Consider the following 20,328-nt stretch of genomic DNA (forward strand, 5'->3'; position numbering starts at 1 on the left):
CTTCGATGGCAATGAGCCCTTTCGCCGGCGATGACGACGACGGCCTGATGAACGAAATCAACATGACGCCGCTCGTCGACGTCATGTTGGTTCTCCTGATCGTCTTTATGGTGACGATTCCGGTGATCCGCCACGCCGTGAAGATCGATCTGCCGCACGCGAGCAGTCAGAAGGAAGACACGAAGCCGGCGCAGGTTACCGTGTCGATCGATGCGGACGGCAACGTCATGTGGGACGAGAAGAAGATCTCCGACGAAGATCTGCGCGCGAAGATCGCCGCGGCGGCCCAGCAAACGCCGCAGCCGGAACTGCACCTGAATGCGGATCGTAAGGTTGCCTACGAAAAGGTGGCCGATGTGATGTCCGCTGCGCAGGCGGGCGGGCTGACGAAAATCGGCTTCGTCACGCAGCCGGCCGGAAAGCCCTGAACATCACGCACCGAGCAGACAAAGTAAAAGGCCTTCATCGTCGGATGAAGGCCTTTTTTCCTTGCGCACTCGGCGCCTTCGGGCGGCGGGATTACTTGCCATCGGAAGAGTAGCCAGCATCACCGCATGCGACAGCCGTGGTCGACACGGACAGCGCGGTCAGCCCTATCAGGCTCGCTATGATAGCGGCCATGAGTTTTCGCATAGGAAGCTCCCTTGCGAACGGGATTCCAATATAGGTCCGGCGGCGCACGCATTCAAGCAAACCGCCATTGAAAGTACTGATCGATGCGCGCACTCGAATGCCTAAATCAAAGCGCGTGCGATACAGCGACCGTATGCAGCATCTCCGATACCTGGGACTGCCTATAGCGGTTCCGCCTGCACGTGCGCTTCGGCTTGCTCGTACTCGGTGGAAAATCGGGTTGGGCATTCGCGCGTGATGTATTTGCCCGAATCGGGATCGAGCATTTCGACGAGGTAATCGACGAAGGTCCGCACCGCGGGCACCATCCCCTGCCGCGACAGAAACACCGCATACAACTGCGGCGACGGCAGCGTCCAGCCCGGCATGACCGGCGATAGCTGGCCCGAGCGCAATGCCGCGCCGTACAGCATTTCCGGCAGCGCCGCGATGCCGACGCCGGCCATCGCCGCCTCGCGGATCGTCGCAAGGTCCGCCGTGACGAGGCGCGGTTCATGCTCGTGCATATGCCGCGTGCCATCGGGCGCAATCAGAGCGAATACGTAGCGGCCATCGTGGGTTGGCGTATCGAGCGTCTCGAAGCGGTTCAGGTCCGCAGGCTGCAGCGGCGGCGCATTCTGGCCCAGCAGGCTCGGCGCGCCGACGAGCATCTGCTGCGTGCGCCACAACGGCCGCACGATGATGTTCGAGTTATCGGGCGGATCCGAACGCACACGCAGCGCGACATCGATCGAATCTTCGAACAGATCGACGACGCGGTTCGTCACGCGCATCACGATGTGCACTTCCGGATAGCGATGCATGAACTCGGGCAGAATCTGCGACATGATGGTCTGCGACACGGTGACGGGCACGCTTACACGAACCGTTCCGCGCGGCGACGAACGCAGCTGCTGAACGACATTGACGGCCGCCTGCGCCTCCGTGAGCATCGCCTGACAGTGCTGATAGAACAGGTGGCCCGCTTCGGTCAGCGCGAGCTTGCGCGTCGAGCGCTGCAACAGACGCACGCCGAGCGAGCCTTCGAGTTCGGTCAGACGGCGCGACAGCCGCGACTTCGAGATGCCGAGCACGCGCTCGGCGGCGGAAAATCCGCCGTGCTCGACGACCTGCGAAAAGTACATCAGGTCGTTCAGATTATGCGAATCGATCTTCATCTCATCGTTCCACTAGTAGAACAATCCATTGCGGCGCGCCCACTGTAAGCGCCAAAAGTGGTCCATATAATAGCCCTACGTTTCAAAAATGACGCCATTCCCCATTTTCTGAGGTGACTTTGATGAGCTCGACCCGCACCATCGAACGCACGTATCCCGCTATTCGCACAACCGAAGGCGGCGGTTTTGTGGTCCACCGCCCGTTCCCTACCCGGATGCTGATGGACTTCGACCCGTTTCTGCTGCTCGACGAAATGGGACCGGTCGACTACGCACCGGGCGAAGCGAAGGGCGCACCGGACCACCCGCATCGCGGCTTCGAAACGGTCACGTACGTGCTCGAAGGGCAGTTCGGCCACAAGGATTCCGCGGGACATTCCGGCACGCTGCATGCGGGCGACGTGCAATGGATGACGGCGGGCGCCGGCGTCGTGCATAGCGAGATGCCCGATCCTTCGTTCGTTGAAACGGGCGGCCGCGTGCACGGCTTGCAGCTTTGGGTGAACCTGCCGCGCCGCGACAAGATGGTCGCGCCGCACTATCAGGAGATTCCGTCGACGCGTATTCCGGTTGCGACGTCAGCGGACGGCAAGGTTCGTGTGAAGGTCATTGCAGGCGAAGCGCTCGGCGCCAAAGCGGTCATCGAAACGCGTACGCCGATTCTGTATCAGCATTTCACGCTGCAGCCGGGCGCGCAGCTCGAGCATCCGGTGCCGCGCGAGCATCGCGTGTTCGCTTATGGCCTGTCGGGCACGGGCCTGTATGGTGAAGACCGGCAATCGATCGACGCGCGCAGGATGGTCGTGTTCCATAGCGACGGCGACAGCATCACGCTGGCGGCCGGCGATGAACCGCTCGATGTGCTGCTCTTCGGCGGTGTGCCGCTCAACGAACCGGTCGTGCGCTACGGTCCGTTCGTGATGAACACCGAGGACGAGATCCGCCAGGCCGTGATCGACTACCAGGCGGGCCGCATGGGGCGCATCGCGCATTGACGGATGCACGCCTGATGCGCGCGTACATGCAGGTGTTAGTGCGTGCATCGGCGAGCACGCTGGCGTTGCCCACGGCAACGCGATGTTTCACGCGATTTCGGTCACAATAGCGGTTCGCCTTGCGCGCGGCATCCGATGGCCACCTACACGGCCCTCATGACGCTACGGCCTCATGCCGCGCGCGGCAAACTATCGTTAAAGGAGCGTACATGGCAGAGCCCAAGGTCAGCGCGCATATCGGCTCGACGAACTTTCAGGTTCTTTTCGACGACGGCGGCCATACGTGGCTCGCCGACGAACCGGAATCGCTGGGCGGCGGTGACCGCGGGCCGACGCCGGTCAGCCTGCTGCTGTCGAGCCTCGGCGCATGCACGTCGATCACGTTGAAGATGTATGCGCAACGTAAAGGCTGGCCGCTCGACGATGTGCACGTCACACTGTCGATCGAAACCGGTGACGAAGGATCGACGATCGACCGCCAGATTTCGCTCGAAGGCAATTTGTCGGATGAGCAGCGCGAACGGCTGCTGCAAATCGCCAATGCATGTCCGGTGCACAAGATCCTGACGCGGCCGATTGCGATCCGCACGGGTTTGACCGCCGTTTGAGGTGCGCTACGATGCGGCGCCGAGGTGCGCCGTCCGCGACAACGAGGAAGCTGCTGTTTTGAATTTCGAACACCTGATCCAGATCAATGACCCGCTGAACCCGCTCATGGAAGACATGACGCGCGATCAGCTTTGGGAAGGTCTCGTGCTGCGTGCCGAACAGCCGCAGCTCTTCGTGCTGGGCCTCGACAGCTGCACGATCCTGTCGCGCACCGAAAGCACGCTCGAGCGCGAATTGCACTACGGCCATGCGACCGTACGCGATCGCGTCACGCTTCAGCCGAAAGAAAGCGTGCGCTACGACATCATGGCAACGGCGGCGCATGTCGGCGGTTCGCTCACAATGACGATCGAGCAGCCCGACTCGCTGCAGCTTTTCCTGCGCTTCGAATACCAGACCACGCTGCCCACCACAGACGAGAAGCCGGCCGACAACGACGTGCGTCAGACGCAGGAGATCGTCAAATCCGCGTATCGCGAGTCGGACATCGATACGGTGCGCCTGATTCGCGAGTATGTGCTTGGATTGAACGCGCCGGATCAATTGCACTGACGCCCCAGCCGGCCACGGCTGGGCCAAAACCGCGTCGGGATTCTCCCCTTTCGATCATTTCGAGTCTGTCTATCAGATTGTCATTTCGATGAATTTCAATTCCTTGTAAATAGGAATAGTTATCATTTAGAATTCATTCCATCGAATCGACAAACCGATGGCACCGAATGACGAACATGACGCGCCCTTCCACGTTGAGCCTGCGCCGTCCGGCCGCGCAAGCGCTGACCACCAGCCGTGCAAGCAAGACCAGCGCACCGGCCACCACGCCGTCCGCGGAACGCACGGGTAATGCCGCGCCGTCGTCGTCGGGGGCATCCGGCAACGATCGGGTCGTTCCCAGCGAAACGCTGTTGCAAGGACGCAGCCACATCAGCATTACGCACAACGGCGAGACGTACCAGTTGCGCGCGACGCGTCTGGGCAAGCTGATTCTGACGAAGTAAAGGCTGCGCACAGGCGCAGTTACAGCAAACGAATTGCAGGAACGAATTGCAGGAACTACAGGGTATTGTGGGGACCACCTCTGCGAGAGGTGTTGGGCTTTAGCCAGCCACGACGGCTTGCACGCGAGATCTAGACCCCTTCGTGCAGACACCAAGCCAGCCGTCGAAGCCAGCCAGGCCGTTTTTTTGGTTCTCACGCAGGCAACGCGTCACACGGCTAACGGGCCGGTGCATCGCGATGCAATCAAGCGATACGACGAAAGCCGCGCCGATGGATCAGACCATCGCGCGGCTTTGATGCTTTCAGCCGTGACGCCTCACTGCTTCTGCGTTTCATCGAGCGCCGCGATGCCGGCCCGCGCAATCGACGCGTCCTGATCGGACTTCACGCCCGATACGCCGATCGAGCCGACCACTTCGCCGTTCGCGATGATCGGCACGCCGCCCTCGACCATCGCGATAAGCGGCGCGCTCAGGAACGCCGTGCGGCCCTGCTTGATGATGTCTTCGTAGACCTTGGTTTCGCGCCGCCCGAGCAACGCCGTGCGGCCCTTGCCGATCGCCATTTCGACAGTGCTGGCCGCGACGCCGTCCCCGCGGTGCAGATAGAGCAGGTGACCGCCTTCGTCGAAGATCGCGATCGTCACATGCCACTGGTTCGAGGCCGCGTACGCTTCGGCAGCGGCGGCCATCTTTTTGACGTCGTCGTCGGTCAGAACAAGTTTGCTTCTCACGGGCAGCCTCCGTACAGGCCTACGTCATACGTAATGCCTACTGGGTCGACACTCGGGTCACTCGACACGCCGTTAGCGCGCCCAGCCCCAGAACATCAGCCACCACGCGCTATCGACGACCGCCAATGCAGCGATAAACCATAGCATGGCGAAGCCGCGCTGGAAAAGCCGCGCGCTGTAACGCCGCGTCACGAGCCATGCGAGCCATGCACTCCAGAGGTTCGCGACGGCGAGAATCGTGAGCCGCACATCCGACGCCCAGAAAAGCGGCACATGCTCGGCGCGCAGCAGCGACAGCGTCGTGGCCGATAGTCCGAGAAACACGCCGGTGCCCGCAATCGGAATCAGCGCCTGTGCGAGGTGATGGAGCCGCGTACGGTCGAAGCGGCCGAGCGCGCGCGACGCACCCGCCATCAGCGCAAGCAGCACGGTGCCGTACACGAGCCCCGTCACGACGATGTAGCCGATCACCATCGTACCGTCGAGCCACGAGAAGACGTCGTTCTGCTCCGGATAATGCGTGAACAGGAACCACGGCACGTGATCGGTGTCGAGCGGCCATGTGATGTCGCGATCGATGAGCCAGGTCGCGAGGAACTGCTTGACGCCGATAAACCACGGCGACACGGTCCAGTGGAATGCGCCGATCGCGATACCGAGCAGACCGTAAAGGATCAGCGCGGTGTCCCACGCGCTCGCCTGCTTGTCGCCGAGTTCGACGACTTCGGTCGAGGGCTTGCGCCACGTGAGCGCGATCGCATCGCGATGGCCGGCGCAGCGCCCGCACATATGACACGCCGAAGCGCCTTTCATATTGCGCAGTGGCACGAGCGGCGCGCAGTTGATCGGAATCACGCGATGGCCATGCTCGCCCTCTTTGTACGAGCGGCGCCATGCGTCTTCGTCGACCTTGTAGTGAAACGGCGCGAGCCGCGCCAGAAGCGCGAACACCCCGTTCACAGGGCACAGGTACTTGCACCAGACGCGCTTCTCGCGCCCGTACAGCAAGCCGATGATCATCGCCGCGAAGGTCGACCCGCCGAGCACGAGCAGCACCGCTTTCGGATACTGATAGACGCTCACCATCTGGCCGTAGATGGTCGTGATGCCGAATGCGACGAAGGGCCACCCACCCCAGCGCATCCAGTGCGGAATCGCGCGGCCGCGGCCGAATTTGCTCGAGAACTCGGCGAGCGCGCCTTCCGGGCATAGCACGCCGCACCAGACGCGCCCGAGCATCACCATCGACAGCAGCACGAATGGCCACCAGATGCCCCAGAACACGAACTGCGCGGCAAGCGTGAGGTTGTTCCACAAGTGCGCCGTATCGCCGGGCAGCGGCGTGAAGGCCGGCACCAGAATCAGAAATGCATAGACCGCGACGACGACCCACTGGATGCCGCGGATCGCCGCGCCGTGGCGCTGCATCCACTGGCCGACTTCGGCCAGCCGGCCCGGTCGGCTCGCCACGCTACTCATGCGGCGCGCCCCGCCTGACGTTGCGCGAGCGGACGCTGTGCGCGGCGCATCAGCAGATAGACGACGGCCCAATACACCGCATACGCAATCAGATTCATCAGCGCCGGATGCGCGCGATAGCCGGTCAGCGTCGCGACGAGCGAGCCGAACGTGCTCGAATCATCGAGCAGCCACGATGTGTTCCATACCTGGTCAACGATGGTGGGCAGGAATTCCTTGTCGATCAGTTTGTCGACACCGGTCTCGAAGAGTCCCGCGCCGAGGAACAGCAGCATGATCTCGGTAACGCGGAAGAAAAGACGCCACGAGAACACCTTGCCGCCCAGTTGCAGGATGTAGAAGGTCACGAAAGCGAGCGCGAGGCCGATCACCGCGGCGAGCAGCTGGCTCACCGGCACATGCCCCGACTGCCCGAAGCCGACGCCGTAGAGGAAGATCACGGTCTCGCTGCCCTCGCGCGCGATCGCGAGTGTGACGAGCAGCGTGATGCCCCACCAGTTCGCGTCCTGCGTGCTTTTTTGCAGCGATTGTTCCATGTCGCGCTTGAGCGTGCGGCCGTGCTTCTTCATCCACAGCACCATCTGCACGATCAGCACACAGGCGATCAGCACGATCGCGGTCTGGAAATAGTCCTGCGCGTCGCCCGACAGGACTTCGGTGAAGCCGACCAGTGCGGCGCCCAGCGCGATCGCCGCGAGCACACCCAGGCCCACGCCCGCCCACAAAAAGGGCAAGCCGCGCCGCGCATTCTCGTCGCCGTTCTTCAGCCATGCATACAGGATGCCGACGACCAGCAGCGCCTCGACACTCTCACGCCACACCACGAACATCACCTGACCCATCAATCCCTCCCACCGCATTGCAAGAAGCGCCTGCGCGCTCCCGAACCTTGCCTGTGCGACCGTGGACATCGACCGACTGCCCGAACCCGGTCCCGCAATTTCCGCCCTGCCTTGCTGCTTGCCTTACTTCGCGACGATCACGCCTTGCGCCTGCTGATGAAAGTCGTCGAAGAACTTGTATTCGCCCGGCGACAGCGGCGCGATCACGACAAACGACGACGCCCCAGGTGCCAGTACCTTTTCCTTGCGCAACTCGACGCTCTCGAACTCGGCCGCGCCCTTGCCGACGTTATGCACCTCGATCTTGATGCGCTGACCGGACGGCACTTCGATGCGAGCCGGGTTCAGCTTGCCGTCGTTCATCTCGAGCTGGAACGTCGGCAGATCGGCTGCATGCGCAAGGTCGGCGACAGCCGCCGAACCCACCAGCGACACCACCGCGATTGCCGCACGCACCATCCTGTTGTTAAGTCTCATGCACCATCCCTGAAGCTTCGCTTAAGAACGCGTGGCGCCGCGCGCCACGCATTGCAGTCCGATTACGTGACCCGCCGGGTTCCGCTGCGTTCCGCGGGTTCAATACCCGCCCTTCTTGCCGATGCCCGCGAACGTGAAGTCGTAGTCGAGCGTAAACGGCTTGAACCACGGGCCCACGCCGGTTTCCTTGTCGACGTGGCGGCCGAAGGCCATATGGCCGGTCTGCATCGGCGGCTCGACGATCAGCTTCAGGTGATACTTGCCGGGCCCCGACAGTTTCACGTTGTCGCCGTAGTGCGGGCCGTCGTTCGCGACCATCGCCATCAGATCGCCCTTCTGCGACCAGCTCGAACCGTTCTTCGTCAGTTCGTAATGCACCTGCAGGTACGGCATCCAGTCGCCTTCCGCAAAGCCGGTTGGATTGTTCTTGACCGCATGGATGTCGGCTTCGAGATGAACGTCCGAATCCGATGCCTTGCGCATCATCCCTTCAGGGTCCATCGTGATCGGCTGCAGATACACCGCGCCGATCTCCATGCCACCCTGAATCTGCTGCTTGCCGATCGGATACTCGGCGGCCGTAGCCGGCAAAGCGACAGCCGCGGCGACGGCGAAAAGACCACCGCACAAAATTGACGAAACGCGCATTGAAACTCCTTTGTTTTTGTAAGTCGAAGCGGACCGTCACGATCCGCTGCGACGACTCACTTCAAGGCTTGCTGATACTGCCGACTGCGACTGCCAACTGCGACTGCCAACCACGGCCGCCGACTACATCGCTGCGGCCTGCTCACCGCGGACTTCTGCGATTGCGAAACCAGTAAATAACGGTAATGCGAACCATTCTCAATACTTGTCGCGAGTTTATCACTCTTCTGTTTCCGGGACAAATGCAAAACGCGCTGGAAACCTAGTTGCGACAGGGGTTTACGGGGAGCTTGTAGTCGTCTTGCCGAAGTGAAACAACCGGTGGACGCCAAGGGGTCACACCGCATGCGGCGCGATGCCGCACGCAGCGTAACCGATCCACGTTTCACTTAATCAATCGGTGCCGGCCATCAATCGGTGCCCGTCAGATGGTCGCCGACGTTCGCGCCGAACACGCGCTGGCGCAATAATGCGAGCTGATCGCGCGCCTGCGCCGCCTTTTCGAATTCGAGATTTTTGGCGTAGTCCATCATCTGCTTTTCGATGCGTTTGATTTCCTTGGCAAGCTGCTTTTCGGACATGTCCTCGAACTTCGCGCGTTGCTGCTGCTCGCGCAGTTCGGTGCGCGCTTCGTCCGCGTTATAGACGCCGTCGATGATGTCCTTGATCCGCTTGACGACGCCGCGCGGCACGATACCCATTTCTGCGTTGTACGCGATCTGCTTGGCGCGCCGGCGCTCGGTTTCGTCGATCGCGCGGCGCATGGAATCGGTGACGTTATCCGCGTACAGAATCGCCTTGCCGTTCACGTTACGCGCCGCGCGGCCGATCGTCTGGATCAGCGAGCGCTCGGCGCGCAGGAAGCCTTCCTTATCCGCATCGAGAATCGCGACGAGCGACACTTCGGGAATATCGAGCCCTTCGCGCAGCAGGTTGATGCCGACGAGCACATCGAACGTGCCAAGACGCAGGTCGCGGATAATTTCGACGCGCTCGACCGTATCGATATCGCTGTGCAGATAGCGCACTTTCACGCCGTGGTCCGCGAGGAATTCGGTCAGCTGCTCGGCCATGCGCTTTGTCAGCACCGTGACGAGCACGCGGTCGCCCGCCTTCACGCGCTCGTTGATTTCGCCGAGCACATCGTCGACCTGGCTGCGCGCCGGACGCACTTCGATTTGCGGATCGACGAGGCCCGTCGGACGCACCACCTGCTCGGCCACCTGCCCGGCCGTCTTCTTTTCGTAGTCGGCGGGCGTCGCCGACACGAACACGACCTGGCGCATCTTGCGCTCGAACTCGTTGAACTTGAGCGGCCGGTTGTCGAGCGCCGACGGCAGGCGAAAGCCGTAATCGACGAGGTTTTCCTTGCGCGCGCGGTCGCCGTTGTACATGCCGTTCAACTGGCCGATCAGCACGTGCGATTCGTCGAGCAGCATCAGCGCATCGGGCGGCAGGTAGTCGACCAGCGTCGGCGGCGGCTCGCCCGGCAACGCGCCCGAGAAGTGCCGCGAGTAGTTCTCGATGCCTTTGCAAAAGCCGAGCTCCTGCAGCATCTCGAGGTCGAAACGCGTGCGCTGCTCGAGCCGTTGCGCTTCGACGTGCTTGCCTTGCGAATGGAAGAACTCGAGCCGCTCGCGCAGTTCGGCCTTGATCGTTTCGACCGCGCGCATCACGGTTTCGCGCGGCGTCACATAGTGCGACGACGGGTAGACGGTAAAGCGCGGAATCTTCTGGCGCACACGGCCCGTGAGCGGATCGAACAGTTGCAGCGTGTCGATTTCGTCGTCGAAAAGCTCGATGCGCACCGCCATTTCGGCGTGTTCGGCCGGAAACACGTCGATCGTGTCGCCGCGCACGCGGAATGTGCCGCGCTGGAAATCGGCCTCGTTGCGCGTGTACTGCATCGCGATCAGCCGCGCGATCACCTCACGCTGCCCCATCCGATCGCCGGTTCTGAGCGTGAGAATCATCTGGTGGTATTCGGACGGGTTGCCGATACCGTAGATTGCCGACACGGTCGCGACGATCACCACATCGCGGCGCTCCATCAAGCTCTTCGTTGCCGACAGACGCATCTGTTCGATGTGCTCGTTGATCGACGAGTCTTTCTCGATAAACAGGTCGCGCTGCGGCACGTACGCTTCCGGCTGGTAGTAGTCGTAGTACGAGACGAAGTACTCGACCGCATTGCGCGGAAAAAACTCGCGAAACTCCGCGTACAGCTGCGCGGCGAGCGTCTTGTTCGGCGCAAACACGATGGCCGGGCGGCCGAGCCGCGCGATGGTGTTGGCCATCGTGTAGGTCTTGCCGGAGCCGGTGACACCGAGCAGCGTCTGGAACGACAGCCCGTCCTCGACCCCTTCGACGAGCGTCTGGATAGCCGTCGGCTGGTCGCCGGCCGGCGGATACGGCTGGTAGAGCTTAAACGGCGAGTCTTCGAACGAGACGAATTTGGATTCGTCGAGCGTGTCGTTGACTTCACTCAGGTGATGTTCGGACATGAGGCGGCATCCTGGGCCGAAAGCAAACGACTATTCTAGCGATTTGCGAAGCGGCGGGCTGTGAGTGGATTGCGGTTTGAGCGCAGATTCAGATACGCGTGTCAGGCCGGTCGGTTCGTTTTCGAGGTGCGAACCTTCAGGCGCGGTACTTCCGGCGCGCCGGGACCTTTGGTGCGGCGTTTCGGGCTGGTTTGCCGGCCGGTTTGCAAGCTGGCTTGCGGGCTCGAAGCGGGGCGACGCCGGCAGGCATCCGGCACTCAAATCCGCTCGAACCCGCTCAAACCGTCCTGTCGCCGCGCCCAACGCGTTTCGTCGCGCGGCTCACTGCGCTGCGCGCCGCGGCGACCCGCGCAAGCTCGCATATGTGGTCATCATGCTGCATTCCAACAGATTCGCGCCGAAAATCGCCCGACAATTCGCTACAATGGCACGTTACGCTTCGCGGCGAGGCCGCCTCTTTGCATTTTTTGCAGGTGACGAGCCGCGCGCTTACAGGCCGTTTCAAGCCGCTTTTAATCCGCTTTTAACCCGCTTTAACCCGCTTTAACCCGCTTTAACCCGATCGAGAAGCTATCCCGTCGCCGTCTTCCCTTTCACTACTGCCGAACCATCATGTCTCTCTTTTCCGCTGTCGAACTTGCCCCCCGCGACCCGATCCTGGGCCTGAACGAAGCCTTCAACGCCGACCCGCGTCCGACCAAGGTCAATCTCGGCGTGGGCGTTTACACGAACGAGGAAGGCAAGATTCCGCTGCTGCGTGCAGTGCGCGACGCGGAAAAGGCACGCATCGAGGCGGCGCTGCCGCGCGGCTATCTGCCGATCGAAGGCATCGCCGCTTATGACGCGGCAGTCCAGCAACTGCTGCTCGGCAAGGATTCGCCGCTCGTCGCAGCCGGCCGCGTCATCACCGCGCAAGCGCTCGGCGGCACTGGCGCACTGAAAATCGGCGCGGATTTCCTCAAGCGTCTGAACCCGTCGGCGAAAGTCGCGATCAGCGACCCGAGCTGGGAAAACCACCGTGCGCTGTTCGAGAACGCCGGCTTCGAGGTGGTCTCGTATCCGTACTACGACGCGAAGACGAACGGCGTCAATTTCGAAGGCATGCTGACGGCACTGAACGGTTACGCGCCGGGCACGGTCGTCGTGCTGCATGCGTGCTGCCACAACCCGACCGGCGTCGATCTGACGGCCGACCAGTGGCGCCAGGTCGTCGAAGTCGTGAAGGCACGCCAGCTCGTTCCGTTCCTCGATATCGCGTATCAGGGCTTCGGCGACAGCATCGAGGCGGACGCAGCAGCCGTGCGTCTCTTCGCGCAGTCGGAACTGAACGTGTTCGTATCGTCGTCGTTCTCGAAGTCGTTCTCGCTGTACGGTGAGCGCGTCGGCGCACTGTCGATCATCACGAGCAGCAAGGAAGAAGGCTCGCGCGTGCTGTCGCAGCTGAAGCGCGTGATCCGCACGAACTATTCGAACCCGCCGACGCATGGCGGCTCGGTCGTGGCGGCCGTGCTCGGCTCCTCGGAACTGCGTGCGACGTGGGAAGCGGAACTCGGCGAAATGCGCGATCGTATCCGCGCGATGCGTAATGGCCTGGTCGAGCGTCTGCAGGCCGCGGGCGTCAATCGCGACTTCAGCTTCGTGAACGCGCAACGCGGCATGTTCTCGTACTCGGGGCTGACGGCGGCACAGGTCGATCGTCTGCGCGAAGAGTTCGGCATCTATGCGGTCAGCACCGGCCGTATCTGCGTCGCGGCGCTCAACACGCGCAACCTCGATGTAGTGGCGAATGCGATCGCACAAGTGTTGAAGTAAAGCGGCGAGCGGTAGCGGCTGGGCGGCGGGTTGCGCTATGCCGCATTCGGCTGCGGTCAACGCAGGATCCGAAAACGAAAGCGGCACTGTAGAATCAGTGCCGCTTTTTGTTTGCTCATTCGCTGTGCGCGTTTGCTCCGCGCTTTTTTACGGCAGGAAAGGCGCAAGCAGCCGCCCGCGCGCCGCGCCGAATATCAGCGCGCGTCGCGATGAATATCGTGCGTGACAAAGCCTGAGTCGTTGTCCGGCATATCGAGCCAGCCCGGCTGCGCAAGCGACGCCTGAATGTCGTCGAGGCCGCTTTGCCAGTGTTCGCGCATCGTCGACAAGCCGAACTGATAGTCTTTGTAGTGCCCCTCGTACTCCTTGTTCCGATAGATCAGATGGATCACGTTGTAGCGCTTCGAGCACGATAGTTCGTCGGCCAGCTTGCACCACGGGTCGTTGCGATGTTCGGGCGCCACGCGCTCGAGCAGTTCGCGCAACACGTGCCTGAAGCGCTGCGTACGCTGCATCGTGTCCGTGACGTAACGCGTGCGGCTCGAATACTGGATGTCTTTCAACCGCCCCTGCACATCGGTGATGTTGTCCGGCACAGGGCCGACCGCGCTCCACAAATCGACCTGGAAGGCGAGCGTATCGCGGCGCGGCGTCGTCTGCGCGACTTGATAGAGCGGCGTGTTCGACATCAGTCCGCCATCCCAGTAGTACTGCCCGTCGATCTCGACCGCGCCGAAGCCCGGCGGCAACGCGCCCGACGCCATGAAGTGCTCCGGCTTGAGCACCGTGTCCGGATGCGTGTTGTCGAAGTAAGCGAAGTTACCGGTGCCGACGTTGACCGCCCCAATGGATACCCGCATCTCGCCCGAGTTGATGCGATCGAAATCGCAGAGCCGCTCGAGCGTCGCTTTCAGTGGCGTCGTGTCGTAGAAGCTCGCGACTTGCGGCGGACCGGACACGGTCGGCAGCGGCGGCGGAAAGCGCGGCACGAAAAAGCCCTTCTGCCCGTCAACGATTGCGCCGACGGCCTGCATCGCGGTGAACGCCTTGCGGACCGCGTCCGTGGAGTTGAAGAGCGCGTGCTCGACGAAAGGCGGCAACGGCGGCCCGAACGCAGGCTGACAGATCGTTTCCCAGAATTCGAGCAGCCGCTCGACGCGATGTTCGGGCGCATTGCCGGCGATAATCGCGGTATTCAGGGCGCCGATCGAAATACCCGCGAGCCAGTTCGGCACAATGCCCGCCTCGTGGAGGCCCTGGTACACACCAGCCTGATACGCGCCGAGCGCGCCGCCGCCTTGCAGCATCAGCGCGATCGTCTCGTACTGCGGCAACCCGATGCGACCGCTTGCGCGTGCGCTGGCCACCGCGCTGGCGGCCGCGCGGGCAGTTGCGCTGGCAGTTGCGCGGGCAGTCACCTCGATAGTCGCGTCGGCAGCAGCGGCGCCGGCAGCCGCACCTGCCCGCTCGCCGCTACGTTCGCCGGCCGCGCCGGCGCGAGCCTCTTTGACGTTGCGTTGTGCCATGCATGATCTCCATGGTTATTGCATGTACCAGCCGTGGCTCACGATAAACGACTGACCGGTCAACGCCGCGGTCGGGAACGCCGACAGGAACAGCACGGTCTGCGCCACATCTTCGACGGTGGTAAACACGCCGTCCACCGTGCCGCCCAGCATCACGCGCTTGACGACTTCTTCCTCGCTGATGCCAAGTTCCTTCGCCTGCTCGGGAATCTGCTTGTCGACGAGCGGCGTGCGCACGAAGCCCGGGCAAACGACATGCGAGCGCACGTTATGCCTGGCGCCCTCCTTGGCAAGCACGCGCGCGAGACCGAGCAGCGCATGCTTGGCGGCCACGTACGCGGACTTGAGCGGAGAGGCCTCATGCGAATGCACCGAGCCCATGTAGATCACGACGCCGCCGCGATCGTCCTTGTACATATGCTTGAGCGCCGCCTTCGTGGTGAGGAACGCACCGTCGACGTGGATCGCCTGCATCTTCTTCCAGTCGGAAAACGCGTAGTTCTCGATCGGGTTAACGATCTGGATGCCGGCATTCGAAACAAGGATATCGACCGAGCCCAATTCGGCGGCGACCTTGTCGATGCCCTGGTTGACGGCGTCTTCATTCGTCACGTCCATCGCGACACCGATTGCCTTGCCGCCTGCCTTCCGGATTTCGTCGGCAACCGCATTCGCGCCGTCCTGGTTCAGGTCGGCAATGGCGACGGCCGCGCCGGCTTGCGACAGCGTCAACGCGATCTGTTTGCCGATGCCGCTCGCCGCGCCCGTAACGACCGCGACCTTGCCCGTGAGACTCGTATTCAGTGACGACATCCAGAACCTCCATGCAGTAGGTGAACAATGAAACCATGACGCGCGTGCGCCGTGAAGCTAGCCGAACGGCATATGCCGTTCGGCCGAATGTTGCACTGCGTCCAGCGCTGCTATTGTGCATGAAGCGGAACGCGCAAGGCACGTGTCACACGCTGCGCGGAATCGGATTAAGCTAGGCGGCTCTCAAGCAGTGCTTGAACAACTGTCGGATAAATAAAGGGGAAAGGCATGAACTATCGTCGTCTGGGCCGTTCGGGTCTTCAGGTTAGCGAATTGTCGATCGGCTCGTGGGTCACATACGGCAATCAGGTGGACCGTCGCGTCGCGCGCGAATCGCTCGCCGCGGCACGCGACGCGGGCGTCAATTTCTTCGATAACGCCGAAGTCTACGCAGGCGGCAAGTCCGAGGAAATCATGGGCCATGCACTCAAGGAACTCGCATGGCCGCGCGTCAGCTATGTCGTCTCCACGAAGTTCTTCTGGGGCCTCAAAGAAGCGCCGAACCAGTATCACACGTTGAACCGGAAGTACCTGATGAACGCGATCGACGGCTCGCTTGCGCGCCTGCAGCTCGACTACGTCGATCTCGTGTTCTGCCATCGTCCCGATCCGCATACGCCGATCGAGGAAACGGTCTGGGCGATGAGCGACATCATCGCGCGCGGCAAGGCGCAGTACTGGGGCACATCCGAATGGAGCGCCGATGAAATCCGCGCGGCGTACGAAATAGCCGAGCGGCATCATCTGCACAAGCCGGTCATGGAGCAGCCGCAGTACAACCTGTTTTGCCGCAAACGTGTCGAGCAGGAGTACAGCCGGCTTTACGAAGACCTCGGCCTCGGCTTGACAACATGGAGCCCGCTCGCATCGGGCCTCCTGACCGGCAAGTACCGCAACGGCGTACCGGCCGGCAGCCGCGCGGAGCTGCAAGGCTTCGACTGGATGCGCAACGCGCTGACCGACACGAACAAGAACAATATCGTCGGCAAGCTTGGCAATGTTGCCGACGAACTCGGCTGCTCGCTCGCGCAACTGGCGCTCGCGTGGATCCTGAAGAACCCGAATGTGAGCACCGTGATTACCGGCGCGTCGCGCGTCGAACAGATCGGCGAAAACATGAAGGCACAAGACGTCGCCGCGAAAATGACGCCGGAAATCAAGGAGCGCATCGAGGCGATTGTCGGCGACGCGGATCAATGAACATGGGCGGAGCGTAACGCGGCAACGCCGGGTCGTCGTCGGTGGAGGCTGAATACAGCGGACGCGGCGTCGCGTACACCCGGCGTCGCGTACTACAATACGCGCCCGCGTTGCACGAACCGTCAACGTGTTAAACGATGCGTCACCGGTCGGAACGGCCGGCACGTGCCTATCTGTTTTGGACACCCGCCCCGGATCGATCCCACCATGCTCAGCTATCGACACGCCTTCCACGCGGGCAATCATGCCGACGTTCTGAAGCACGCCGTACTCGTGCAATTGCTCCACTACCTTGGCCAGAAAGACAAGGCGTACTGGTACATCGACACACATGCCGGCGCCGGCGTGTATGCGTTGAAAGAAGGCTACGCGGCCAAGTCCGCCGAGTCGGCAAGCGGCATCGAGAAGCTATGGAAGCGCACCGACCTGCCGCCGGTGCTGGCCGACTACGTCGAGGAAGTGTCGGCCCTCAATCCGGACGGCGAGCTTCGTTATTACCCCGGTTCGCCCTATCTCGCGTGGCGCCTGATGCGCGCGCAAGACCGGATGCGTCTGTTCGAACTGCATAGCACCGAAATCGACGTGCTGCGGCACAACTTCCGCGACGCCGGCAAGCGGGCGATGCTGTTCGCGGGCGACGGACTCGAAGGCATCAAGCCGTTGCTGCCGCCGCCGCCCCGGCGCGGACTCGTGCTGATCGATCCATCGTACGAGGACAAGCGCGACTACACGCGCACGCTCAATTGCGTCGAAGACGGTCTGAAGCGCTTTGCGACGGGCACGTATGCAGTCTGGTATCCGCAGGTGTCGCGTCCCGAATCGCAGCGGTTCGCGGATCAGCTCAAGCGCTTGCAGGAGAAGAACTGGCTGCATGTGTCGCTGACCGTTTCCAGCCCGCCGGCCGATGGATTCGGCCTGTTCGGCAGCGGCATGTTCGTCGTGAACCCGCCGTACACGCTGCCGAATGCGATGAAGGAAACGATGCCCTGGCTTGTCGAAGCGTTAGGACAGGATAAAGCGGCTCAATTCAAGGTCGAGTTCCGGCTGGACTAGACGGGCTGTCGGACGTTGCCGAGGCCGCTGCCTGGCGGTGCGTGAACGGCCTTCGCGTTGCCTGCGCCTGCTGGCTGGCGCGCTATTGGGGAAGCCGCGGCTGCGGCGTCGGACGCGGCGCTTGAGGTTGCGTCCCGCCTGAGTGCGGCGGCCTTCCGCCATTCGACGCATTCGTCGGCAGATTGATGTACGGCGCCACATAGATCGGCGTCGACTGGTTGTACGGCGCAAGCTGCTCGGGCTGGGCCGCGGGCGCCGCCTGCACAATCGGTTCCTGCGAGAGCGGCGCGTTTTGCAGCACGATGCCGCTTTGGCCATCGCTGATGCCGTGTTGCGTGTCGAGGATCAGCGGCTGTCCGGCGCCCGCCGCGAAAGCGGTCGAAGCAATGAGCGCGGTCGCCAGCAGCATCGAAGCCGTGGCAGGGGTCGCGAAGCGGATCGAACGGGCGTTGCGCATGAGTAAGCGAATCGGGTTACGGGATAACGACGAAGGCCACCTGCGGAGCCAGCCGCGAGGTCCATGACGGGCACATAGGCCCATATCAAAAAACCGCTTTACCTTACCGCAGTGGCAACGTTCAGACTAGTGAATATTCAGTGTACGGGTGCCAGAAACGACAAAGCCCCGCAAAACGGGGCTTGATCAACTACGGCGTCGCGCCGCTTCGGGTGGCTTACAGCGAATAGCCGCCCTTTTCCACTTCGCGGATCCGCTGTTCCAGCTGAACGATATCGGTCGATTCGGCCAGATACGTTTCGCGACGGCTTTGTTCAGCGGTTTCGAACCAGTTGCTCAGTTTTTCGACGATGTACGCGATCATGATGCTTCTCCAAGGACCAGTATGAATCCCCGGTGGATTGGACATCAGGGATTTCCCGTAAAAGGGTTAACCCGCATTATAACCGTCCGCCGCGTGTCTGCCAGTGAAATGCCTGAATCGCGTGCATTCCGATTTGGAATGGTGCGTCGCGCTGGCGGATCCAAGCGATTGATTTCACGTCAGTTTCCGCCGACGGAGCGCGTAATCTCAGCGCATTCGCAGGAAAATGCACCACAGTTGTGCGTTTTGCGATACAACAGCGGCCGGCGATCCGTTACGGCTCGGCGCTCATCCGCCGTGGCACGCGCCGCTGTCGTGATAGCCGTCGCTGGCCGCGAGCCGCTCGATGATCGGGCAGTCGGGCCGGTCGTCGCCGTGGCAATGGGCCGCGAGATGGGCCAGCGTGTCACGCATCTCCGTCAGTTCGGCGATCCGCCGGTCGAGTTCCGCAACATGCTCGAGTGCGATCGCCTTGACTTCGGCGCTGGCGCGCGAGCGATCGTGCCACAGCGCAAGCAGGCGGCGGATATCGTCGACGAGAAAGCCGAGGCGCCGCGCCTGGCGGATAAAGCGCAAGGAATGCACCTCCTGCGTCCCGTACACGCGGTAACCCGCCGGCGTGCGTTCTCTCGCCGCCAGCAGGCCCACGCTCTCGTAGTAGCGGATCATTTTCGCCGTGACGCCCGATGCGCGAGCGGCTTCGCCAATATTCATGTCGCTTGTTCCTGTTTCATCACCGTGCCGTCCGATCCTACATCTTCCCATGATGGGAAGCTCAGCCTCCCGCCGGAAGGCCGTTGCGATCCGCTAGGCATAATCCAACCGTCGTCCTACCTGTTTGCATAAGGAGTCTCAAATGACCATCGAATTCAACGTGGAAGGCATGAGCTGCCAGCATTGCGTATCGGCCGTCACCAACGCGATTCGCGAGCGCGACGCGGCCGCGAATGTCCGGGTCGATCTGGCGGCGGGCAAGGTGGCCGTCGAATCGTCCGCATCGGTCGAGATTTTGAAAGAGGCCATCGACGATGCGGGCTACACGGTCGTCGCCGTCGCCAACCCATAACGTCGCGAAAACGTGATCAGGACCATCGCATGTACAAGGTCGCTTTAATCGGCGCATCGGGCCTGCTGGGCCGTGCGATCGCGCAACGGCTGTCGCAGCAGACACAGTGGCAGGTCGTGCAAACGGCGTTCGCGCATGCGCAGGCGTCGCAGGTCCCGCTCGATATCCGCGATGAAAACGCCATTGCGCGCTTCGTCGACCAGCAAGCGCCGGACGCGATCGTGATTGCCGCGGCCGAGCGGCGTCCCGACGTCTGCGAAAACGATCCGGCTCTTGCGCGTGCGTTGAACGTCGACGCGGTACGTGCGATTGCAAGCGCGGCGCAACGGCACGGCGCGTGGGTGTTGTCGATTTCAACCGATTACGTGTTCGACGGCACCCGGCCGCCCTATCGTCACGATGCCCCGCCTGCGCCGGTCAATGCTTATGGCCGCAGCAAGCTGGAAGGCGAGCAGGCGCTCTTCGATACGACCGGCAATGGCTGCGTGCTCCGGTTGCCGTTGCTGTACGGGCCGATGGTCGGTTGGCAGGAGTCGGCGGTGACGAGCCTCGTGCCGGCGATCGCCGCTTCGGCGAGCGCTGCGCGGCATCCCGCCGTGATGGACGCATGGGCGACGCGCTACCCGACCTTCACGCCCGATGTCGCCTTCGTGATCGTGCAAATGCTCGAGCGGCACGCGCGCGGCGAGCCGGTGTGCGGCATAACGCAATGGTCGGGCGACGAGCCGATGACGAAGTACGACATCGCGCAGCGACTCGCCGATGCGCTCGGCGTCGATGCGCAATTGACGCCGCAGCACACGCCGGCCGACGCGACGCCTCGTCCGCGCGATTGCCATCTCGATTCGAGCGTGCTCGAAGCGCTCGGCATCGGTCGCCGCACGCCATTCGATGTCGCGATCCGGCAGGTGCTGGCCGGGTTTCCGTGGCACGGCAAGGCGAGGTGAGACGGCGCAGCGCG

General features: G+C 62.5%; 22 protein-coding genes. 10 read left to right on the forward strand and 12 right to left on the reverse strand.

Annotated features, from left to right (window positions below):
- The first annotated feature begins 5 nt into the window (after positions 1 to 5).
- Positions 6 to 428 carry an ExbD/TolR family protein gene (locus ACYPXD_RS23575; RefSeq protein WP_219799660.1) on the forward strand — a complete coding sequence of 141 codons (423 nt, stop codon included), beginning with the start codon at positions 6 to 8 and terminating at the stop codon, positions 426 to 428.
- 366 nt (positions 429 to 794) lie between these two features.
- Here ACYPXD_RS23575 and ACYPXD_RS23580 read toward each other — a convergent pair whose 3' ends face one another.
- Positions 795 to 1,790: a LysR family transcriptional regulator gene (locus ACYPXD_RS23580; RefSeq protein ID WP_459716651.1), complete on the reverse strand. Its 996-nt coding sequence runs from the start codon at positions 1,788 to 1,790 to the stop codon at positions 795 to 797.
- 122 nt (positions 1,791 to 1,912) lie between these two features.
- Between ACYPXD_RS23580 and ACYPXD_RS23585 the strand changes: the two genes are divergently transcribed.
- The 4 genes from ACYPXD_RS23585 (at position 1,913) to hemP (ending at position 4,392) form a co-directional block, all read left to right on the forward strand.
- Positions 1,913 to 2,785 (forward strand): pirin family protein, encoded by an 873-nt coding sequence (locus ACYPXD_RS23585; RefSeq protein ID WP_459716654.1) that lies wholly within the window; start codon positions 1,913 to 1,915, stop codon positions 2,783 to 2,785.
- A 209-nt stretch (positions 2,786 to 2,994) separates the two neighbouring features.
- Positions 2,995 to 3,393 carry an OsmC family protein gene (locus ACYPXD_RS23590; RefSeq protein ID WP_459716657.1) on the forward strand — a complete coding sequence of 133 codons (399 nt, stop codon included), beginning with the start codon at positions 2,995 to 2,997 and terminating at the stop codon, positions 3,391 to 3,393.
- A 58-nt stretch (positions 3,394 to 3,451) separates the two neighbouring features.
- Entirely contained in the window at positions 3,452 to 3,946 is a 495-nt protein-coding gene (locus ACYPXD_RS23595; RefSeq protein ID WP_459716659.1) for an SRPBCC family protein, read from the forward strand.
- A gap of 167 nt (positions 3,947 to 4,113) precedes the next feature.
- The gene (hemP, locus tag ACYPXD_RS23600) at positions 4,114 to 4,392 is read left to right on the forward strand and encodes a hemin uptake protein HemP (protein WP_459716662.1); all 279 of its coding nucleotides are present in this window, start codon (positions 4,114 to 4,116) and stop codon (positions 4,390 to 4,392) included.
- A 317-nt stretch (positions 4,393 to 4,709) separates the two neighbouring features.
- Here hemP and ACYPXD_RS23605 read toward each other — a convergent pair whose 3' ends face one another.
- From ACYPXD_RS23605 to uvrB, 6 genes are all read right to left on the reverse strand, one after another.
- Entirely contained in the window at positions 4,710 to 5,126 is a 417-nt protein-coding gene (locus tag ACYPXD_RS23605; RefSeq protein ID WP_459716665.1) for a GlcG/HbpS family heme-binding protein, read from the reverse strand.
- Positions 5,127 to 5,198: 72 nt separating this feature from the next.
- Positions 5,199 to 6,605, reverse strand: coding sequence for a 4Fe-4S binding protein (locus ACYPXD_RS23610; protein ID WP_459716669.1), 1,407 nt, complete (start codon positions 6,603 to 6,605; stop codon positions 5,199 to 5,201).
- Complete coding sequence (locus tag ACYPXD_RS23615) at positions 6,602 to 7,447, reverse strand: FTR1 family iron permease (protein ID WP_459716763.1); 846 nt, start codon at positions 7,445 to 7,447, stop codon at positions 6,602 to 6,604. The genes ACYPXD_RS23610 and ACYPXD_RS23615 overlap by 4 nt, the downstream gene beginning before the upstream one ends.
- Positions 7,448 to 7,570: 123 nt before the next feature.
- Complete coding sequence (locus ACYPXD_RS23620) at positions 7,571 to 7,906, reverse strand: cupredoxin domain-containing protein (protein ID WP_459716766.1); 336 nt, start codon at positions 7,904 to 7,906, stop codon at positions 7,571 to 7,573.
- A gap of 117 nt (positions 7,907 to 8,023) precedes the next feature.
- On the reverse strand, positions 8,024 to 8,572 hold the full coding sequence (locus tag ACYPXD_RS23625; RefSeq protein ID WP_459716671.1) for an iron transporter: 549 nt from the start codon (positions 8,570 to 8,572) through the stop codon (positions 8,024 to 8,026).
- A 410-nt stretch (positions 8,573 to 8,982) separates the two neighbouring features.
- Positions 8,983 to 11,076: an excinuclease ABC subunit UvrB gene (uvrB, locus tag ACYPXD_RS23630; protein WP_459716673.1), complete on the reverse strand. Its 2,094-nt coding sequence runs from the start codon at positions 11,074 to 11,076 to the stop codon at positions 8,983 to 8,985.
- Positions 11,077 to 11,688: 612 nt separating this feature from the next.
- On the opposite strand from uvrB, the gene ACYPXD_RS23635 reads away from it, so the two are divergent.
- Positions 11,689 to 12,888 carry an amino acid aminotransferase gene (locus tag ACYPXD_RS23635; protein WP_459716677.1) on the forward strand — a complete coding sequence of 400 codons (1,200 nt, stop codon included), beginning with the start codon at positions 11,689 to 11,691 and terminating at the stop codon, positions 12,886 to 12,888.
- Positions 12,889 to 13,082: 194 nt separating this feature from the next.
- Here the strand turns inward: ACYPXD_RS23635 and ACYPXD_RS23640 are convergent, their stop codons facing one another.
- Both ACYPXD_RS23640 and ACYPXD_RS23645 read right to left on the reverse strand, forming a co-directional pair.
- The gene (locus ACYPXD_RS23640; RefSeq protein WP_459716680.1) at positions 13,083 to 14,414 is read right to left on the reverse strand and encodes a DUF3734 domain-containing protein; all 1,332 of its coding nucleotides are present in this window, start codon (positions 14,412 to 14,414) and stop codon (positions 13,083 to 13,085) included.
- Positions 14,415 to 14,429: 15 nt separating this feature from the next.
- Positions 14,430 to 15,227, reverse strand: a complete 798-nt coding sequence (locus ACYPXD_RS23645) for a 3-hydroxybutyrate dehydrogenase (RefSeq protein ID WP_459716684.1) — start codon at positions 15,225 to 15,227, stop codon at positions 14,430 to 14,432.
- A gap of 228 nt (positions 15,228 to 15,455) precedes the next feature.
- Here ACYPXD_RS23645 and ACYPXD_RS23650 point away from each other — a divergent pair, with 228 nt between their 5' ends.
- Together ACYPXD_RS23650 and ACYPXD_RS23655 are read left to right on the forward strand one after the other, a co-directional pair.
- Positions 15,456 to 16,427, forward strand: a complete 972-nt coding sequence (locus ACYPXD_RS23650) for a potassium channel beta subunit family protein (RefSeq protein WP_459716686.1) — start codon at positions 15,456 to 15,458, stop codon at positions 16,425 to 16,427.
- A gap of 207 nt (positions 16,428 to 16,634) precedes the next feature.
- Positions 16,635 to 17,480, forward strand: a complete 846-nt coding sequence (locus tag ACYPXD_RS23655; RefSeq protein WP_459716688.1) for a 23S rRNA (adenine(2030)-N(6))-methyltransferase RlmJ — start codon at positions 16,635 to 16,637, stop codon at positions 17,478 to 17,480.
- Between the two features lie 82 nt (positions 17,481 to 17,562).
- On the opposite strand, the gene ACYPXD_RS23660 is transcribed toward ACYPXD_RS23655, so the two are convergent.
- The 3 genes from ACYPXD_RS23660 to cueR form a co-directional block, all read right to left on the reverse strand.
- On the reverse strand, positions 17,563 to 17,937 hold the full coding sequence (locus ACYPXD_RS23660; RefSeq protein ID WP_459716690.1) for a hypothetical protein: 375 nt from the start codon (positions 17,935 to 17,937) through the stop codon (positions 17,563 to 17,565).
- A gap of 217 nt (positions 17,938 to 18,154) precedes the next feature.
- Entirely contained in the window at positions 18,155 to 18,301 is a 147-nt protein-coding gene (locus tag ACYPXD_RS23665) for a DUF3563 family protein (RefSeq protein WP_459716692.1), read from the reverse strand.
- Between the two features lie 288 nt (positions 18,302 to 18,589).
- Positions 18,590 to 19,015, reverse strand: a complete 426-nt coding sequence (gene cueR / locus ACYPXD_RS23670) for a Cu(I)-responsive transcriptional regulator (protein WP_459716694.1) — start codon at positions 19,013 to 19,015, stop codon at positions 18,590 to 18,592.
- A 142-nt stretch (positions 19,016 to 19,157) separates the two neighbouring features.
- Between cueR and ACYPXD_RS23675 the strand changes: the two genes are divergently transcribed.
- Positions 19,158 to 19,367 (forward strand): cation transporter, encoded by a 210-nt coding sequence (locus ACYPXD_RS23675; RefSeq protein ID WP_459716697.1) that lies wholly within the window; start codon positions 19,158 to 19,160, stop codon positions 19,365 to 19,367.
- Between the two features lie 29 nt (positions 19,368 to 19,396).
- Entirely contained in the window at positions 19,397 to 20,314 is a 918-nt protein-coding gene (locus tag ACYPXD_RS23680; RefSeq protein ID WP_459716699.1) for a dTDP-4-dehydrorhamnose reductase family protein, read from the forward strand.
- Positions 20,315 to 20,328: the final 14 nt, after the last annotated feature.

This window comes from Paraburkholderia sp. 2C (assembly GCF_054589215.1).

Excerpts from the sequence above, each read along its gene's own strand:
- ACYPXD_RS23575 (WP_219799660.1), top strand. The coding sequence starts at position 6 with ATGGCAATGAGCCCTTTCGCCGGCGATGACGACGACGGCCTGATGAAC.
- ACYPXD_RS23580 (WP_459716651.1), bottom strand. The coding sequence starts at position 1,790 with ATGAAGATCGATTCGCATAATCTGAACGACCTGATGTACTTTTCGCAG.
- ACYPXD_RS23585 (WP_459716654.1), top strand. The coding sequence starts at position 1,913 with ATGAGCTCGACCCGCACCATCGAACGCACGTATCCCGCTATTCGCACA.
- ACYPXD_RS23590 (WP_459716657.1), top strand. The coding sequence starts at position 2,995 with ATGGCAGAGCCCAAGGTCAGCGCGCATATCGGCTCGACGAACTTTCAG.
- hemP (WP_459716662.1), top strand. The coding sequence starts at position 4,114 with ATGACGAACATGACGCGCCCTTCCACGTTGAGCCTGCGCCGTCCGGCC.
- ACYPXD_RS23610 (WP_459716669.1), bottom strand. The coding sequence starts at position 6,605 with ATGAGTAGCGTGGCGAGCCGACCGGGCCGGCTGGCCGAAGTCGGCCAG.
- ACYPXD_RS23615 (WP_459716763.1), bottom strand. The coding sequence starts at position 7,447 with ATGGGTCAGGTGATGTTCGTGGTGTGGCGTGAGAGTGTCGAGGCGCTG.
- ACYPXD_RS23620 (WP_459716766.1), bottom strand. The coding sequence starts at position 7,906 with ATGGTGCGTGCGGCAATCGCGGTGGTGTCGCTGGTGGGTTCGGCGGCT.
- ACYPXD_RS23625 (WP_459716671.1), bottom strand. The coding sequence starts at position 8,572 with ATGCGCGTTTCGTCAATTTTGTGCGGTGGTCTTTTCGCCGTCGCCGCG.
- uvrB (WP_459716673.1), bottom strand. The coding sequence starts at position 11,076 with ATGTCCGAACATCACCTGAGTGAAGTCAACGACACGCTCGACGAATCC.
- ACYPXD_RS23635 (WP_459716677.1), top strand. The coding sequence starts at position 11,689 with ATGTCTCTCTTTTCCGCTGTCGAACTTGCCCCCCGCGACCCGATCCTG.
- ACYPXD_RS23640 (WP_459716680.1), bottom strand. The coding sequence starts at position 14,414 with ATGGCACAACGCAACGTCAAAGAGGCTCGCGCCGGCGCGGCCGGCGAA.
- ACYPXD_RS23645 (WP_459716684.1), bottom strand. The coding sequence starts at position 15,227 with ATGTCGTCACTGAATACGAGTCTCACGGGCAAGGTCGCGGTCGTTACG.
- ACYPXD_RS23650 (WP_459716686.1), top strand. The coding sequence starts at position 15,456 with ATGAACTATCGTCGTCTGGGCCGTTCGGGTCTTCAGGTTAGCGAATTG.
- ACYPXD_RS23655 (WP_459716688.1), top strand. The coding sequence starts at position 16,635 with ATGCTCAGCTATCGACACGCCTTCCACGCGGGCAATCATGCCGACGTT.
- ACYPXD_RS23660 (WP_459716690.1), bottom strand. The coding sequence starts at position 17,937 with ATGCGCAACGCCCGTTCGATCCGCTTCGCGACCCCTGCCACGGCTTCG.
- ACYPXD_RS23665 (WP_459716692.1), bottom strand. The coding sequence starts at position 18,301 with ATGATCGCGTACATCGTCGAAAAACTGAGCAACTGGTTCGAAACCGCT.
- cueR (WP_459716694.1), bottom strand. The coding sequence starts at position 19,015 with ATGAATATTGGCGAAGCCGCTCGCGCATCGGGCGTCACGGCGAAAATG.
- ACYPXD_RS23675 (WP_459716697.1), top strand. The coding sequence starts at position 19,158 with ATGACCATCGAATTCAACGTGGAAGGCATGAGCTGCCAGCATTGCGTA.
- ACYPXD_RS23680 (WP_459716699.1), top strand. The coding sequence starts at position 19,397 with ATGTACAAGGTCGCTTTAATCGGCGCATCGGGCCTGCTGGGCCGTGCG.